Below are 15654 nucleotides of genomic sequence, written 5' to 3' on the forward strand. Positions count from 1 at the left end.
GAATGGCGCAGTATTACAACGACTTCACTCAATATCCGCTGGCAACCAAGCTCGACAGTGGGGGGCATGACTTTTCGGTCCTCCTTGGCCGAGCCGACTACACGTTCCAGGTCGAGGAAGACGCGCGGGGCGCAAGCGGTCGCGTGCTGCGAATTCATCGCGCGGATCTTACCGGATATACCTGGTGGCGATGGAATGCAGTGCCGGTTACGGGCAGCGGCGAGATGTATATCGAGGCCATTGCCGGGCTCGCTGCGAACACTGCCATCGATGCGAGGACTGGCATCGTCAGGCTCCTTTGTAATGCCAACGCGGGCGTCACGCAGGGGTATCTTTGCGCGGATGGGGCGGGGGGATCAAGCAATGTCGTGCCGACTATTCGACGCGCGGACTCTCCGTCAACAACCGGCGCATCGGGCACATTTTATGCGTTTCAGACCAACCGCAAACGCTCTTATCTTCTTAAGTGGACAGACCTCGGTGCGTCGGTTGATCTCAAGTACAAAACATGGTGGTCGGACGAGGCGGAACCGAGCACATGGACTGTCGAAACGACTAGTGCAACGATGGGCGGAGGCGCTCCGTACTGGGCTGACGGTGTAGTTGGTATCGGGAGGCATGAGTCGGGCAATATCGAGAACCGGATCGCATTTATCGGCGTCGGCACAGGCACGGACTCTGCGCCTAGAGTGCCGTCCGGTGGCACTGCGCCGACCGGAACCGTCACCATCGGCACGATCACGCCGAGCACCACATCCGCATCGGTCCCCTACAGCTACAGCGGTAGTGACGCGACCGGCTTCGAGTACCGGCTCAACGGTGGCACGGCTGCGAGCATCGGCGCATCACCTGCGACGATCTCGGGACTCACGGCTAGCACGCCCTACAGCCTTGAGGTCCGTGCGATCAACGCAGCCGGGTCGGGCTCGTGGAGCGCGGTGTCGAACTTCACCACAGAAGCCGAGGGTCCGGGCAACCTGCCGCCCAGCTTCGACGGCCCGAGTATCGCGGCAATCAGCGCCACGGAAGGCGTCGCGCTGTCGTCGCTGGATGTGTCATCTCGCTTCTCGGATGCCGAGTCTGCGCTGACATTCTCGGCTGTAGGCTCGTGGCCTGCGGGCGTCACGGTATCGAGCGCTGGCGTCATCAGCGGCACGCCGACCACGGCGGGCACGTACTCCGGGCTGCAAGTCCGGGCGACGGACGCCGGGGCGCTGACGGCGGACAGCAACGCTTTCTCGATCACGGTCGCTGCGGCTGCGCTGCCGAGCACGATCACTGTCGGCTCTGCGCTGTACCCGATCAAGTACAGCTCGGAATCCGTGCTCAATGAGTCCGGGCTGCGGGCGACGGTGCTTGATGCAACCACGCTTGCAGAAGTTCTCAACACGTCGGGCGTGGTCTGTGCGAGCGGGGTGATCACGATCACCGACCCGGCGCTCGTGACGGGATCGGCCTACCACTTGGTCGTCAAGACCGCTGCGGGCTGGATCGGCATCTCTGACCCGGTGACTGCATCATGAGGATGCGCGTTACCGCATCGCAGATCCTTGCCGACTGCCCGATGGTGGTCGGCTTCGGCGGGTGGGGCGTGCTCGGGTCCGAATTGCCGCCGATGTCAGTCGGCGACCAGTGGATCGACCCTGTTGCGGACGCCAGCAGCGAGATATGGGTCCGCATTACGACTCCGCCGACCGTCGGCAATTTGCTGATGTTGCCGGATTCGTCGTTCGAGTATACGGGCCCGTCCACGACCTTCTCGGCACAGCTTGCCGTCAACGCCGCGGATGTCGGCACGCCCCAGCCGGTCACGATCACTGTCGGCGGCGAAGCTGCCGAACTCTCCGCCTCCGCCGGCCTCACCGCCGGCGGCTCCGCCACCATCGCCGCGTCCCTTGCGCTCTCCGCCGTCGGCCTCGTCGTATCTGGTGGCGATGCCCCGGTGCGCGCGGCGGTGCCGCTGTCGGCCATCGGCTACGCCCTCGCAGGCGGCAATGCCGTGCTCGATGGAGCGGCGGCAGGCGATCTGCAGGCGATCGGCGGTGCCCAGGCGGGCGGCAGTGCGGATCTGGTCGCCAACGTCACGATCTCGGCAGAGGGGCTGATGCAGGCGGCGGGCGCGGCAGGGCTGACGATTGCGGTGCTGCAGTCCGCGACCGGGGGCGCGCAGGCCGGAGGTGATGTGGTGTTGTCGCTCGAGGTGCAGCTGGCGGCCAGCGGCGGCATGCAGGCCGGTGGCGTGGGGGTGCTGGATGCGGGCGAGTCGGGGTCGATATCGGCGATCGGCGGCGCCCAGGCGGGTGGCAGCGCGGCGATCACGGCCACGGTGCCGCTGACGGCCGCGGGGATCCTGCAGGCGTTTGCGGCGGGCTACCTGGTGGCGCAGGTGGATCTGTCTGCGGTGGGTGGGGCGGCGCCGGGTGGCGCTGCGTATTTGTCGGATGCGGCCGCGCTGGTGCTGATCGAGTCGCGCCGCTGGGTGGTCGAGGCCGCGGGGCGGCGATGGGTGGTGACTGCATGATTACGAGACTTCCGGAGAAGCGCCCCGCCGAGGCGGTGACGATTACCTTCCGCTTTACCCGCGAGCTGCCGGCCGGTGTGAGCCTGCTGCCCACAGCCGACGTGGCTGTGGCCGTGCGCAAGGGCGAGGACGCTGCACCAGGCGCGATGCTGGCAGGCGCGCCGGCGGTGTCGGGGCCGGCTGTGTTGGCCCGCATCATGGGCGGCGTCGAGGGCACCGAGTACCTGCTGACCTGCACGGCTGACACCAGCGCGGGCGATCGCATCCAGCTCGAGGCGATCCTGCCCGTGGCGCTACCCCGCTGACCCCCGCAGAAAGCCCAAACCCCTTTACTTCGTAAGGCCCGCGCGCGCGCGACACCATTGCGGCATTCCTTTCCCCTGGTGCCGCGATGCCCGCCGTAAACCTCCCCGACCTGCGAGACCTGATCGACGACCTGGTGCGCGATGCCGTGCTCTGGGTGACGCCGACGCAGCGCGACCGCGCGATCGAGCTGGCCCTGGTGCGCTACAGCGCCGACCGCCCGCGCCAGGTGGTCGAGGATGTGACCACCGAGGACGGCGTGACCGTGCCCCTGCCCGAGGGGTGGGTGCAGGGCGAAAGCCTGTTGCAGACCGTCGAATGCCCGGTGGTGTCGCCCCCGGTGCCGCTCGAGGCGGATGCCTGGGCAGTGTGGCGCACCCCCACGGGCGAAGTCATCGGCCTGCTGCAGGCGGCCACGCCCGGCGCCACGGCGCGTCTGCACTACACCGCGCCACACGTCGTCGACGCCGCATCGAGCACCGTCCCCAAGGCCCACCGCGAAGCGGTTGCCTGTTACGCCGCCAGCCTGCTGGCCGAGCAGATCGCTACGGCGCACGCCAGCGCTCAAGACAGCACCATCGCCGCCGACCGCGTCGATCAGGCACATCCGGCCCGCGAGTGGTCTGCCCGCGCCAAGGCCTACCGCAATCGGTACTTCGCCACCTTGGGCATCGACATCAGCGCCCAGGGCGTTGAGCAGCCCCGCATCGACGCCGCCGGCGTGGTGGTGGATCTGAACCTGCCCACGAGCCACGGCCGTGGGCGGCTGTACCGGAGGCGGTGAGCCATGCTGCGCATCGAGCTCGACACCGACGCGCTGCGGACGTACGCCGACGCTTGGACGAAGGCGCCCAACATCGTCGAGGGCGAGCTGCGCCAGTTCATCGAGACGCTGGTGGCCCACCTGCAGGGCGAGGTGCAGGAACGCACCCCGACCACGTACGGCACGCTGCGCGCCAGCATCATCGGCGACGTGCAGGTGCTGCCGGGCATTGCCGTCCAGGGCCGCGTGGGTACGCCGCTGGCCTACGCCGTGGCGGTTGAGCTGGGCACCAAGCCGCACATGCCCCCCGTGGAGCCGCTGATCAACTGGGCCCGACAGAAGCTGGGCGTGAGTGGCAAGCAGGCTGAGTCGGCCGGCTGGGCGATCGCAAAGTCCATCGCCGCGCGCGGCACCAAGGGGCACTTCATGTTCACCGATACCTGGAACGCCAACCAGGCGCAGGTGGCGCGCGGCTTCGAGATTGCCGTGGGCCGCATCGTGCGCCGCCTTGCCGGAGACCCCGCATGAGCCAGACCACCGAGGCCGTTCGCGCGGCGATCGTCGCCACCCTGAAGGCCGTGCCCGGCATGGGGGTTGTGCATGACCGCGAGCGCTACGCCAGCCAGCAGACAGCCCTGCAAGCCCTGTATGTGGTGCAGACCGACGACGGCAAGCAGTTGCATGGCTGGTTTGTCCGCAGGCTGGGCTTCAGCGCCAAGCAGTGGGCGCCGCGCCAGCGCTTGGTGCGCACACGCTGGCAGCTGCGCGGCTTCATGGCCTTGAAGGACGAAACAGCAAGCGAGATCGCGTTCGACGCGGTGATCGACGGCGTGCGCCGCGCGATCGACGTGGATCCGACGCTGGGCGGCGCGGTGTTCGGCACTTCGTTGGATGACGAGATCGGGGCGCAGCTTGCGGCCAGCGGGCCGGTGATGTTTGCCGGCGTGTTGTGCCACGCCGCCGACATGACGCTGATCACCGAGACGCTTGAAAGCCCCGGCGACTGACACCGGGCGCAAGCCCATTCGTAGCAAACCCCGCGCCCGGTGGCGCATAGATGGAGAAATGAGATGAACGGCGAATCCCGCAAGTATTGGTCGCTGCAGGGCACGGTGGATCTGTTCGACCGCGTGAGTGGCATGCCGCAAAAGGGCATGTGGCTGGGCGACTGCTCGTCGATCGAGTTCAACGCCGAGCCGCAGAAGGAAGATTTCAAGGAAAGCTGGTCGGGCTCGCGCACCGTGGGCTTCACGATGTTCCAGGGCAACGAGGCCTCGCTGGCGATCACGCTGCACCAGATGACCAGCAAGACCATGGAGCTGATCTTCGGCGGCGACCTGGTCGCGCAGGACACCGATGCCATCGTCGATCTGCAGATCTCGGGCGCCACGCCCGAGGTGGGTGACGTGTGCCTGCTGCGCCACTACGACGTGACCGCGCTGACGATCGAGGACAGCACGCCCACGACGCCCAAGGAACTGACCCTGAACACCAACTACCGGGTCGATGCCAAGACCGGCCGTGTGGAGATTCTGGACCTGACCACGGGCGGCCCCTTCGTCGGCCCGCTGAAGGCCAGCTTCACGCCCGGTGCGGTGAGCTACGTGAAGATGCTGACCAACACCGAGCGCGAGAAGTGGGTGACGATCTCGGGCCGCAACACCGCCGTTACGGGCCAGCCGCGCATGGCCTTCGACTTCTACACGGCCAAGCTGCTGCCGAGCTCGTTCCAGTTCATCAACGAGTCGCGCGGCGAAGCGGTGCTCAACTGCACAATCGTCGGCGACCCGACCAAGACCGCTGACGGCGACCTGGGCATCTTCGGCCGCGCCGTGATGCTGGATTGAGGCGCCGAGCGATGAGCATGGCTTCCCGCAAGGTGGTGCGACTGGGCGACGACGACGCGGCGCGCGTTGTCGTCGTGCGCGAACTGACGCTGGGCGACTTCCGCGCCTGGCTGAAGCATGCGGCCGAGAACCCGATGACCGACGCCGTGACCGCGTTGCTGTTCGAGGACTTCGACCCGGCCGACCTGCGCTTCTTCACCGATCTGAGTGCCGACGACCTCGAGCAGATGACGCCCGCCGAAATGCGTGCGGTGTGGCGCGAGGTGCAGGAGGTGAATTCGGATTTTTTCGGGATGCTCGGTCGGGCAGCGGGCAGGGCTATCCGATCGAGCGACAGCGGGCAGAGCTCGAGCGCACAGGGGTAGCCCTGGCGCAACTGGGCCACGCCGGGGTGTGGGACTACCCGTGGAGCGTGGCAATGGCCGCGATCCGCGTGGCGGCAGGCAAGAAGTAAGGGCTAAGGGGCATGACAGACAAGCGCATCAATCTACGGGTCGACGCCACGGCCGGAGGGGCCGCGGCCGAGCTGGCGCGTGTCGAATCCTCGCTGAAGAAAACCGCATCGTCGGCGGATTCGGCCGGCAAGAGCCTCAAGACCGCGTTCGATGGTGCGGACAGCGGCGTCGTCGGCCTGAAGGCTGCGTTCGACAAGGCGGGCGCGGCACAGGAGGCGTTTCGCACGCTGGGCGTGAAAGCGGTGCGCGACATCGACGCCGAGGTGGCGAAGCTGCGCGCCGCGGTCACCTTGCTGCGCAACCAGCCCATGCTGCCGGCCGACGCGCAGCAGGTGACCGCCCAGTTTCAGAAGCGCCTCGCCGAACTGCGGCGCGAGGCGGGACAGCTGCCGCCGGAGTTGAATGCGAGCGCCAAGGCAGCGCGAAGCCTGGGCGAGGCCTCGGGCGAGGCGTCGGCGCGAATGGCCAGTGCGGCGCGCGCTGCGGCCGGCTGGGTGGCGGCGTTCGTTGGCCTCAATAGCCTGACCGACGCCGCCCGCAATGTGCTGCAAACGGGCTCGGCATTCGAGCAGCTCGAGCGCCGCCTTGTGAGCCTGCTCGGCAGCCAGCAGGCGGCGACCGAGGTTTTCGGGCAGATAAAGGAGCTTGCACGCACCACACCGTTCGAGGTGTCGGCGCTGACCGAGGCCTATGCCAAGCTGACCGCGTTCGGGCTGCGCCCGACCATGTCGCAGATGATGGCGCTGGCCGATACGGCTGCGACCCTGGGCGGCGGCACCGAGGCGCTGGCGGGTATCACGCTGGCGCTTGGGCAGGCCTGGACGAAGGGCAAGCTGCAGGGCGAGGAGCTGCTGCAGCTTGCCGAGCGCGGCGTGCCGGTGTGGGATCTGTTGGCCCAGGTGACCGGCCGCAACACCGCCGAGCTGCAGAAGATGGCCAGCGCGGGCGAGCTTGGCCGCGACGTGATCGTGAAGCTGATCGGCGCGCTGGGCAACGCCAATGCGGGCGCCAGCGCCGAGCTGATGCAGACCTATGCGGGCGCGGTGAGCAACGCCAAGGACGCCCTGGACGAGTTCTACACGCTGATCGCCGACGCCGGTGTGCTGGACTTCCTGACCGGGCGGATCCAGTCGCTGCTGGCTGAGTTCGAGCGGCTCAAGGAAACGGGCGAGCTGCAGGAGTGGGCCGCCGACATCTCGGACGCGATGATCAACGTGGCCACCGCGATCGAGGCCGCAATCGAGGCGATTGCCGCGCTGTCGGGCGCGGCCGAGACGCTGCTGAAGCTCGTCATCGCCCGCAAGGTGCTGAGCTACGGCGGGGCGCTTGCCGGGCTTGGGGCAGCGGGGGCGGCCGGCGCCGCAGGGGTGTCTGCTGCGGCCACGGCCACCGGTGTGCTGGCGACCAATGCGGGGCGGGCCATCCCCCTGCTGACCAAGCTGCGCAATGTGCTGGGCGTCGGCATCATCATCGGCGGCATCGAGTCCATCCAGGCCGCCGTCACGGCCTACCTGGACATGCGCAAGGCGCAGGCCGAAGCCGACCAGGCGATTGCGCGGGCCGAGGCATCGGCGCAGCGCCTGCGTGACAGCCAGTCGCCCGCGGCGGTGGCCGCCCGCGCCGAAGAGCAGGCGATGAATGAGCGCATCGCCGCGCTGTCGGCCCACAAGCAGCGGGTGGAGGCGATCAAGGCGGAAGAGCTGGCGAATCTGCGCCAGGTGCTGAACGCACAAGTGAAGGCCTACGACGACGCCACCAAGGGCATCGAGGCCGCGCTGCGCAAGCAGGAGGCGGCGCAGAACCGCACGAAGAACCTCGCGCAGTCGAACAAGGATTTCATCGCCGGGCTGGGACAGCGCCAGACGGGGCAGCAGGCCTCGTCGCTGGATGCCTCGGCGCAGATCACAAAGGCGCGCGGCACGCTGGGCCAAGGTGACCTTGAGGGCGCGATCCGCCAGGCCGAGCGCGCCAAGCAGATCGTGCAGCAGCTGGACGAGTCGGGGCAGGAGAGCACCCTGGTGCTGCAGTACCTGGCGAAGCAGATCGCTCAGATCCAGGACGAGGCCGCGCAGGGGCTTGAGGCCGAAGCCGCGGCCGGTGTGGAAAAGGAGCGCGCGCGCGCTGCCGAGATCCAGCAGCTGATCACCGATACGGTGGCCAAGGCTGAGTGGCTCAAGCAGCTCGAGGTCGATTTCGACAAGGCGGGCGCCGAGGCCAGTGCCGACCAGTTGCGCCAGGCGCTTGAGCAGAAGCTGGCCGCCAACCCGATCGTGATCCCCGCGGTGGTGGTGAGCAAGTCGAGCGTCGATGGCCGCGTCGATGACCTCCTCGGCGACCTCCCGCAGCGCGCATACGGGGGGCCGCTGCCCGGCACCGCGCACCACGACCGTAGCGACAACATGCTGTATTGGGGCACCCCGGGCGAGTGGGTCATCGACCGCCCGACCGTGCGCCGGTACGGCACGCGCTTCATGCGCGACCTGTTGGCTGGCCGCGTGCCGCGGTACGCGTATGGCGGCGAGATCGGTGGGGCGAGTGTGCTTGGCCGGGTGGCCGCGCCGTCGCTGCCGGTCGGTGCGGGGGGCGGCCAGTCCGGTGGGGCTGGTGATCCGCTGGTCCTGGACTTCGGTCGGCTCGGCAAATTCAACGCTACGGTCCCGCGTGACGTGCGGTCGGAGTTGATTCGCGTGTTCCGCATCGCCGCGATTGAAGTCGGAGGTCGTCGATGAGCCGCCGGCAGCCCGATCTGATGATCGACGGGCTGCGTCTTCCGCTTCACGCGGGGGCGCAGATCCAGCAGCAATACGAGGACTTCGGCGGCTTCTTTGTGCGTCGTCTGGGCGGCGGAGCCGCTGTGCATCAGGAGACCTGGCGCAAGACGCGCACCACGCTGAGTGCTGCAGGTTTGATCCCGCCAGGGCTTGATGGCCGCGATTGGTCTCAGCCCTTCGTGCTGGGATGCGTTGCCCCTCGGAGCAAGCAGGCCGCCTCCAACATATTTGCCCTGCCCGTGGCCCGTCGGGCCGATGCGGCTCCGTTCGGGTTTGCAGTGGATGCAACAGGTTTGCTCCGCCCGGTGCCGGTGGTCGTTGCTGGCGACACGGCAACCCTTGGCCTGCTGGCAGGGGCTGTGAGCTACCAGGTGCTGTGGTACCCGCTGCTTACCGTGCGGGCGCCTGCGGGCGTCCGGTCCTACTACGACGCCCAGGGCGCGGTCGCGTCGTGGGAACTCATCTGCGAGGAGGGTTAAATGCCTCAGCTCTATCGAGATCTCGTCGAGGTCTATACCACTGGCACCGGCACGGGGACGCTTGCCCTCGGCGGCACGGTACCGGGCCGGCAATCGCTCAATCTGGCAGGGTTTGCGAATTCTGATCTCATGCCCTACCGCATCGTCACCGAAGACGGTGCCAACTGGGAGATCGGCGTCGGCACGTTGAGCAAGCCGGCGACGACATGGAGTCTCGCGCGGACTCTTGTACTGTCATCGAGCAACCTCAATAACAAGGTCAATTTCCCTGCGGGCACGAAAAAGGTCGCCTGCGTGATTCCCGCTCAGTTGATGTGCGCGATCGGCGTGCCGACCGATGGTTTCGTGCAGCCGACGGTGGGTGGCACTGGCGTTGCAGCCGGGTCGGCTGCTTTCGCATCGTCGGGTGGCGCTGCGGTCGGCGTCGGCGCTAAGGCTGGCAGCGATAGTGTGGCAATCGGCAATGGGGCCCTTGCAAACACATCCAGCGAGTGGGCCGCTGTAGCGATCGGGCTGGGCGCACGAGCAAGCAGCCAGCGTGCGGTCGCAATCGGCGCTGACTCCATTTCAAGCGGGTGGCGTGCAGTTGCACTCCCCGAGGCGACGGCGTCTGGCTTCTACGCTGTCGCGTGCCAAGCGGCAAACGCGAGCGGCAGTTATGGCTTTGCGATGCCCGGTGCTTCTGCTGAAAAGTGCGCTGTCGTCGCAAAGGGCGGATCGAACTTCGCCTCCCTCGAGTGGTGCGGCCACGTCGTATCGCAGGGGGGCAACTACAACCTGCAGGACGTAGCCGGCAACCGCTTCCAGCTGCCCGGCACGAGCGGCACCGCGCTGATCGAGGCAATGGTGATCGGCCGCAATTCGACGACTGGCGCCTACGCGGCCCGCATCACGGGCGTCGTGCGCTACAGCAGCTCGGCGATTGCGCTGGTGGGCACGCCGACTGTAACTGTTATCCACGACACCACGGGCGGCGCTGCATCCGCGACGCTGGCTGTGGATAGCGGACTCACCGACCTTGTCGACGTCCGGGTCAATGCTGGCGCCCCAGCCGACTGGCACTGGACCGGCTCGCTGCGCGCGACCGTTGCACAGGCGCTGTAAGTGAGCATCGCGGCAGAGGCCATCGGCGCAGCAGCAATCGGCGGTGACTCGCCCGCCGCGCTGGTGCTCGAGTACGTCACCACGCCGTGGCCGATCACCATCGCAACGCCCTACGTCCGCACACTGTGGCCGGTGACTGTGCAGCCGGCACCCGAGCAGCGCGTCACCACGCCGTGGCCTGTAACGATTGCACCCCCTGGCGTGGTGGCCACCCCTTGGCCGGTGCGGGTGCTGCCTGCAAGTGTCGTCGGAGGGCTGGACGGCGCGGCGTCGTGGGCGGCGGCGCCCAACGGACTATGGACGGCCGTCGTCACGCTCGGCGGGGCGGACATTTCCGATCGCATTGACCACAGCGCCCCGGTGCGTGTTCGTAGATCGCGCAACGCCGCGGCCCTGGCCGAGTTCACCTTCTTGCCGGCGTCGAACCTTGCTCCCCAGTCGCTTATTGGCCGCGCGGTAACGATCGCCTTTGCGCAGCAGGGTGGTGGAAACGCGCAGCGTGTCTTCACCGGGGTGGTGCAGCTCACCGAGGTTGGGCTCGATATCGGGTCGATCGCGTGCCTATGCACGGATCGCGCCCAGGAGATCTGGGCCGCGATGAGTCGTGAAGCCATTGACGACGCTGTGGGCGGGCGGTGGCATGCGGCAGTGTCTGGAGAGCCTGACGACAACTTTCGCTATATGGAAGAGCGGCTGCAGTCGGTGGGGGCGTCTTGGGCGCTGGATGTCTGGCAGTCGCCGCGGATCATTCCGTGGCGCGCTGCGGCGCGATCGCTCACTGTCCGGACCGCGGACGTCGACGAGGGCTCTTTGGCGATCGAATTGCCGACGCGGGACAGCCTTCGCTCGCGGATCATTTGCCGCTTTCAGTATCGCTACACGCTGCTGCGTTACCGAGGAGCCATCGCGCAATTCAACCAGCCGCTGAGCTTCTTCGTGTCTTGGTACGACTTCACCACGGGGGAGCTGCTCAAGGACTCGGTTCAGTGGCTGACGTCGGCCATGGTGGAATCGGCGGCGTCTTCGCTCCCGGACTGGTTTGCCACAACGCCCTTGACGATCCTGCGCCCGACGCCCGGCAGCTACGAGCTGCGGCGTCCTTTCCTGGACCCTGTGCCGCCGTACGAGGGCAGCTTGGGTGGCACGGATTCGGTGACTTTTGTGCTCCCGCCAGACGTTGCGCCGAGCCTCGCAACCGGTTTTCGGCAAGAGTACGGCGCGCTCTGGCAGCAGTCCGTGACGCGCGACTACACGATCAATGTTGTCTGGCCAGAGATCGAGGCTCAGCTCGGCGGCCCGGTCTGGGATGAGATTGGCGCCACGCTTGAGGCTGAGTTCGATCAGCCCGATTGGGGGCGAGACGTATCTGTGGAACCTGCGATACCCGGCGCGGTAGGGCTTGGCGATGCCTCCCTTGCCTGGCAGCCGGAAGGAGCAGACGAAGCAGCCGCGGAAGTGATCATGCGCACGCTTCTGGATCGTGCTTGGGTCTCGCTATGGGCGGCGTCCAGGTCGGGGCGCGTCTCCTTCGCCTTGGCGTGCCGTCCGGACCTATGGCTGGACACCCGCATCACCGTTGAGCACGAGCGCATGCGCGCTCAGGGCGACGTCGAGCAGGTCGAGCATTTGCTCGACGTGGCTTCTGGCAACGCGACATCGGAGGTGCTGCTGGCGGTCGGGATGCCGGGTAATGCCGATGCGCCACACCCGGCATGGGTGCTCCCGCCCGCCCCTATCGATGAGTATTTTCCGCCCGTGTCCGCCTACAGCTGCACGATCGGAACCTACGTCGGCGGCGACCCCGAAAGCCCGCCATTCGACGATTCCGCCATGGTCGGCTTCGTGACCAATCGGGAGGGTGCGGCGGTCGAAGGCCGCGAGTACTACCCGCACAAGCTCACGATCCGCGCCCCAGACATGGCGGCTGAAGACCGCGATCCCCGCGAACTCGTCTCCGAGACCGAGATCGCCGTCGCCATCCCCACAGATTTGTTGGAGACCATCGTATGAGCGTTAGCTGGAATTTCTACAACGACCCGGCATTGACCAGCCTGCAGAGCGCCGGGGCGACTGTGACGGAGGATCTCGGCCCGACCGACCGCATCGTCTACTTTGGGTCGCCTATGCCGGGCAAGACGCTGCGCACGGCAATCGGCCCCGGCTCGAATCAGATAACCATCGCGCCGGCGGATGGTGGCCCAGGGAGCGGTGCTGATGTGTCGCAGGTCAAGCTGGCACTGACAGCTGGCGGACTCGATACCGCCGTCGGTGGGGCGGCAATCTCCGTCGGCACCGAGCTTTCCAGTGGTGCCGCTAATAAGATCACGGTTTTCGTGCGGACAGAACAGGGCTCTCAGCCCGTTGGCTTGGCCGACGACCTTTTTCTGACCACGAACGCTGTGGTTGAGTCATGACCTCCTCCGCGCAGTCCTCAGAGCTCCAGAAGGCCGTCGACGGGCTCATCAAGAAAGAAAAGGGCTGGAAAGAGTTTGTGCGCAAGCCGGTCGTCGGCGCCAAGCCGGGAGGCGTAGGTGTCGGCCGACCTTCATCTGCCCAGGCTGGTAGCGGGCTGGAAGAGTCGGACGCCACGCAGCGTGAGTACTTTGCTGCGCGCACCTGGCGCAGCGTCGATGGCGTCATCACTTTCGTGGAAGAGCCGATCAAGTCGATCGCACTCGTCGGTGGTGGCCGTTTCGTGTGGGACGAGCCGCCCGCGCCAGCCCCATGAATCGTTTCAGTCCCGTTCGTCTGCCGCTGTTGCGTCCGGTCAAGTTCGGCGACACGGCGCACGGCCTCTACAGCGCCGCCACGGGGCAGATCACTACCCCAACGCCTGACACGGTGCAGATCGCGTGCCCCGGTGTGCAGCCGTTCGGGACGGACTCCTTCGTGCTGCGTATCCCCGGTACGCCGACCGTGCCCGAGCGCACTCCGGACGAGATCGCCGCCGACGATGCCTCGGGGCGGACGTGGATCAACTACGGGATCATCAGCGGCTTTCGCCGGAGGCTGTACGGCGCCAACCTGAGCGATACGTCGCCGAGCCCCGCGCAAGGCTGGATCTATGTCGATGAGGACGGCGGTCGCTGGCTCGTGCGCGCCCGCTTTGCAGACCCGGGCCTGCTACGGCTCACGTTCAGGCGATTCGGGCATTTCGAGCACGGGCAGCCTATCGGCACAGTGGTGCAAACCGTGGATGTGCCGTGCAGCATCGGTGGCGACAACGCCTCTTTTCCGACGTATGCCTTCGCTGTCAATCCAAGCGGGCGGCCTGTTCGCGCCACGCTCGAGGCCATTTCGAGCACCGGGCGACGGGCGGTGGTGTTGGCGCACCGGTACGAGTACACGCGCACCTTCGCCTCGTCTGAGACTGCTGCGGTTTTCCTGGGCAGCGGGCGCCCGCTCACCGTGTCACATCCGTCAGCGCCCGGACTCAGCCCCGGCGGGTTCGAGATCCGCCTGGCGGGCGTTCCGCCGGCCTGTACGGTCACAGCGCACAGCCTGCTGCCGCAGAGGGCTGCGACAGCGATCGGCGTGCCGTTCACCGCTTGGCTAGGCACAGGCACGGCCGAAACGCTCGTCCCGTCGTCTGGCGTCACCAACCCCGGTGAAACACCAAGGGATGCGGCCATCCGGCTTTTCGGCGGTCCAGGCGTTTACGTAAGCGGCGTCACCCCGCAGCCCGGAACCGTCTCCGAACCGATTGCCCTCAAGCTACTCGCCGGGGCCTACTACGACGAAGCCGACGCGCTGCAGCTCGTGTCGCTCGATGTCGCGGGCACGCTGACGACAGTGTTCTCGCTCACTACGCCGACCCTGCGCGACAGTCCGGCGATTGCTGACGACATCGACACCAACTACTTGTACACGGCCACGATGTCTCGGACGATCGACGCTGTGATGCGCCTGAGTTGCGCGCCGACGATGTCGATTCCGTTCTCGGGGTCTTACGCAGAGACAGCTGTGCGCGCCCAGCTCGTTGCGGACAGCACGTATTCGCTCGATGTGTCTTACAACATCGCAGGCGTGTCAAACACGATCAGCCAGGCGGGGCCACTGGGTCCGCCGACGACGAACTATTACGTCGGCTGGATGCTCGGCTCGACCGAGGATGTGCAGTACTCGGTGCCGGAAGGTGCGCTGTACGGCACTCTGCCGCGCGAGAACCTGAGCCGCAGCATTGCTTTCATCGGTCAGTGGGGAGATGTCAATTACGAGCCGCTGCGCTTCGGCAGTCGCTGTTGGGGCGTGATGCTTCGCATCCCGTCGGCTTCGCCGCCGATTCGCCTCGTGGCACTTGCGTCTCCGGCTCAGTACAGATCGGTGCTCAAGACCGGCTCCGTCGCCTCAGACTTCGGATGGGCAGGGTCTGATCCGATCACTGGCGAGATCGTCGACGGCGACACCGCGCGCTGCTTCCTTTAGCTCTGCGCAATTCCGTTGCGGCGTGCACAAGCGGCATGGCGTGCGATTTTCGTGCTCAGAGTGCCGCAGTTTTCGCGGCGCGCTTCAGCTGGGGACTGCGCGAAGGCGCCGCCGCGCTGCTGTGGGCCGCCGCGGAACTCGACGTGGCGCAGGGCGTGGCAATCTCGATCAGTTACGGCCTCGTCGTGCTGCTGTCGACCTTGCCCGGCGCCTGGGTGCTGGCACGGCGCGCGCCCTAGCCCGGGCTGCGGCGCAGTTCCAGGTCGAAGATGGTGTCCTCGCCGCAGCGATAGCTGTGGCAGCGCGGGCGCAAGGCCTCTTCGAGCGTCGAAACCGGCGGCAGTTGCAGGCCCGGCCGACCGGAGCCGATCACCAACGGCGCCACCAGCAGGTGCAGGCGGTCAAGGCCGCCAGCATGCATGAAGGCCGACACCGTGCGCCCTCCGCCTTCGACCAGCACGCGGTGCAAGCCCTGCGCCTGCAGCCAGTTCAGTACCACCGTCGGCTCGAACCGTCCGTCCGCGGACACCGGCAGCACGACCCGCTGCACGCCGGCGGCAAGCTCGCCCCCCGCAGCACTGGAGACGACATGCACGGTGCGCGCCGCCCCGTCGTGCAGGAGCTGGCTGCGCTGGCGCACCCGGCCGCGCGGGTCCAGCACCACGCGCACCGGGTTGTGCCCCGCCACATGGCGCACCGTCAGCTGCGGATCGTCGTCGTTGACCGTATCCACGCCCACCACCACGGCATCCACCACCGCGCGCAACCGGTGCAGGTGTGTGCGGGCCTCCAATCCGTTGATATAGTGCGAGGCCCCGCTTTCGGTCGCGATGCGGCCATCCAGGCTTTGCCCAAGCTGGGCGATGGCGAGCGGCCCGGTGCGCGCCACGAGCGGCAGAAAAAGCGACAGCAGATCAACAGCTTCGGGCGCCATGGCGTGTCCGCAGCGCCAGTCACCGCCGACTCGGACCTCGAGCGAGTGATCG

Annotated in this window: 17 protein-coding genes; 16 read left to right on the forward strand and 1 reads right to left on the reverse strand. The window is 67.2% G+C overall.

What is annotated here, in order from left to right; translation table 11 throughout:
• Positions 1–2: 2 nt before the first annotated feature.
• The 16 genes from AC731_RS07140 (at position 3) to AC731_RS07215 (ending at position 14907) form a co-directional block, all read left to right on the forward strand.
• The gene (locus AC731_RS07140; RefSeq protein ID WP_048702874.1) at positions 3–1523 is read left to right on the forward strand and encodes a fibronectin type III domain-containing protein; all 1521 of its coding nucleotides are present in this window, start codon (positions 3–5) and stop codon (positions 1521–1523) included.
• Positions 1520–2521 (forward strand): hypothetical protein, encoded by a 1002-nt coding sequence (locus AC731_RS07145; protein ID WP_156480670.1) that lies wholly within the window; start codon positions 1520–1522, stop codon positions 2519–2521. Before AC731_RS07140 ends, AC731_RS07145 begins: the two co-directional genes overlap by 4 nt.
• On the forward strand, positions 2518–2826 hold the full coding sequence (locus tag AC731_RS07150) for a phage fiber-tail adaptor protein (protein WP_048702865.1): 309 nt from the start codon (positions 2518–2520) through the stop codon (positions 2824–2826). The genes AC731_RS07145 and AC731_RS07150 overlap by 4 nt, the downstream gene beginning before the upstream one ends.
• Before the next feature lie 86 nt (positions 2827–2912).
• On the forward strand, positions 2913–3608 hold the full coding sequence (locus AC731_RS07155) for a hypothetical protein (RefSeq protein WP_048702861.1): 696 nt from the start codon (positions 2913–2915) through the stop codon (positions 3606–3608).
• 3 nt (positions 3609–3611) lie between these two features.
• Positions 3612–4115 (forward strand): HK97 gp10 family phage protein, encoded by a 504-nt coding sequence (locus AC731_RS07160; protein WP_048702858.1) that lies wholly within the window; start codon positions 3612–3614, stop codon positions 4113–4115.
• A complete protein-coding gene (locus AC731_RS07165; protein WP_048702855.1) occupies positions 4112–4594 on the forward strand; it encodes a helix-turn-helix domain-containing protein in 483 nt (160 codons plus the stop codon). The genes AC731_RS07160 and AC731_RS07165 overlap by 4 nt, the downstream gene beginning before the upstream one ends.
• 63 nt (positions 4595–4657) lie before the next feature.
• Entirely contained in the window at positions 4658–5434 is a 777-nt protein-coding gene (locus tag AC731_RS07170) for a phage tail tube protein (protein WP_048702852.1), read from the forward strand.
• A gap of 11 nt (positions 5435–5445) precedes the next feature.
• The gene (locus tag AC731_RS07175; RefSeq protein ID WP_048702849.1) at positions 5446–5799 is read left to right on the forward strand and encodes a hypothetical protein; all 354 of its coding nucleotides are present in this window, start codon (positions 5446–5448) and stop codon (positions 5797–5799) included.
• Between the two features lie 101 nt (positions 5800–5900).
• Positions 5901–8618: a tape measure protein gene (locus AC731_RS07180; RefSeq protein ID WP_048702846.1), complete on the forward strand. Its 2718-nt coding sequence runs from the start codon at positions 5901–5903 to the stop codon at positions 8616–8618.
• The gene (locus AC731_RS07185) at positions 8615–9139 is read left to right on the forward strand and encodes a hypothetical protein (RefSeq protein ID WP_048702843.1); all 525 of its coding nucleotides are present in this window, start codon (positions 8615–8617) and stop codon (positions 9137–9139) included. The genes AC731_RS07180 and AC731_RS07185 overlap by 4 nt, the downstream gene beginning before the upstream one ends.
• Positions 9140–10243 (forward strand): hypothetical protein, encoded by a 1104-nt coding sequence (locus AC731_RS07190; RefSeq protein WP_048702839.1) that lies wholly within the window; start codon positions 9140–9142, stop codon positions 10241–10243.
• A complete protein-coding gene (locus AC731_RS07195; RefSeq protein ID WP_048702835.1) occupies positions 10244–12253 on the forward strand; it encodes a hypothetical protein in 2010 nt (669 codons plus the stop codon). It begins immediately after the preceding gene.
• On the forward strand, positions 12250–12657 hold the full coding sequence (locus AC731_RS07200) for a hypothetical protein (RefSeq protein ID WP_048702831.1): 408 nt from the start codon (positions 12250–12252) through the stop codon (positions 12655–12657). Before AC731_RS07195 ends, AC731_RS07200 begins: the two co-directional genes overlap by 4 nt.
• Positions 12654–12971, forward strand: a complete 318-nt coding sequence (locus AC731_RS07205; RefSeq protein ID WP_048702828.1) for a hypothetical protein — start codon at positions 12654–12656, stop codon at positions 12969–12971. The genes AC731_RS07200 and AC731_RS07205 overlap by 4 nt, the downstream gene beginning before the upstream one ends.
• Positions 12968–14668, forward strand: coding sequence for a hypothetical protein (locus tag AC731_RS07210; RefSeq protein WP_048702825.1), 1701 nt, complete (start codon positions 12968–12970; stop codon positions 14666–14668). Before AC731_RS07205 ends, AC731_RS07210 begins: the two co-directional genes overlap by 4 nt.
• A gap of 35 nt (positions 14669–14703) precedes the next feature.
• Complete coding sequence (locus tag AC731_RS07215; RefSeq protein ID WP_048702821.1) at positions 14704–14907, forward strand: hypothetical protein; 204 nt, start codon at positions 14704–14706, stop codon at positions 14905–14907.
• On the opposite strand, the gene AC731_RS07220 is transcribed toward AC731_RS07215, so the two are convergent.
• Positions 14904–15602, reverse strand: a complete 699-nt coding sequence (locus AC731_RS07220) for a RibD family protein (RefSeq protein WP_048702808.1) — start codon at positions 15600–15602, stop codon at positions 14904–14906. The genes AC731_RS07215 and AC731_RS07220 overlap by 4 nt on opposite strands.
• Between the last annotated feature and the right edge of the window lie 52 nt (positions 15603–15654).

This window comes from Thauera humireducens, assembly GCF_001051995.2.
GTDB classification, from domain to species: Bacteria; Pseudomonadota; Gammaproteobacteria; order Burkholderiales; family Rhodocyclaceae; genus Thauera; species Thauera humireducens.

Coding starts and splice junctions, on each gene's coding strand:
- AC731_RS07155 (WP_048702861.1), top strand. CDS start 2,913: ATGCCCGCCGTAAACCTCCCCGACCTGCGAGACCTGATCGACGACCTG.
- AC731_RS07205 (WP_048702828.1), top strand. CDS start 12,654: ATGACCTCCTCCGCGCAGTCCTCAGAGCTCCAGAAGGCCGTCGACGGG.
- AC731_RS07185 (WP_048702843.1), top strand. CDS start 8,615: ATGAGCCGCCGGCAGCCCGATCTGATGATCGACGGGCTGCGTCTTCCG.
- AC731_RS07165 (WP_048702855.1), top strand. CDS start 4,112: ATGAGCCAGACCACCGAGGCCGTTCGCGCGGCGATCGTCGCCACCCTG.
- AC731_RS07150 (WP_048702865.1), top strand. CDS start 2,518: ATGATTACGAGACTTCCGGAGAAGCGCCCCGCCGAGGCGGTGACGATT.
- AC731_RS07140 (WP_048702874.1), top strand. CDS start 3: ATGGCGCAGTATTACAACGACTTCACTCAATATCCGCTGGCAACCAAG.
- AC731_RS07180 (WP_048702846.1), top strand. CDS start 5,901: ATGACAGACAAGCGCATCAATCTACGGGTCGACGCCACGGCCGGAGGG.
- AC731_RS07145 (WP_156480670.1), top strand. CDS start 1,520: ATGAGGATGCGCGTTACCGCATCGCAGATCCTTGCCGACTGCCCGATG.
- AC731_RS07200 (WP_048702831.1), top strand. CDS start 12,250: ATGAGCGTTAGCTGGAATTTCTACAACGACCCGGCATTGACCAGCCTG.
- AC731_RS07210 (WP_048702825.1), top strand. CDS start 12,968: ATGAATCGTTTCAGTCCCGTTCGTCTGCCGCTGTTGCGTCCGGTCAAG.
- AC731_RS07215 (WP_048702821.1), top strand. CDS start 14,704: ATGGCGTGCGATTTTCGTGCTCAGAGTGCCGCAGTTTTCGCGGCGCGC.
- AC731_RS07170 (WP_048702852.1), top strand. CDS start 4,658: ATGAACGGCGAATCCCGCAAGTATTGGTCGCTGCAGGGCACGGTGGAT.
- AC731_RS07160 (WP_048702858.1), top strand. CDS start 3,612: ATGCTGCGCATCGAGCTCGACACCGACGCGCTGCGGACGTACGCCGAC.
- AC731_RS07175 (WP_048702849.1), top strand. CDS start 5,446: ATGAGCATGGCTTCCCGCAAGGTGGTGCGACTGGGCGACGACGACGCG.
- AC731_RS07190 (WP_048702839.1), top strand. CDS start 9,140: ATGCCTCAGCTCTATCGAGATCTCGTCGAGGTCTATACCACTGGCACC.
- AC731_RS07220 (WP_048702808.1), bottom strand. CDS start 15,602: ATGGCGCCCGAAGCTGTTGATCTGCTGTCGCTTTTTCTGCCGCTCGTG.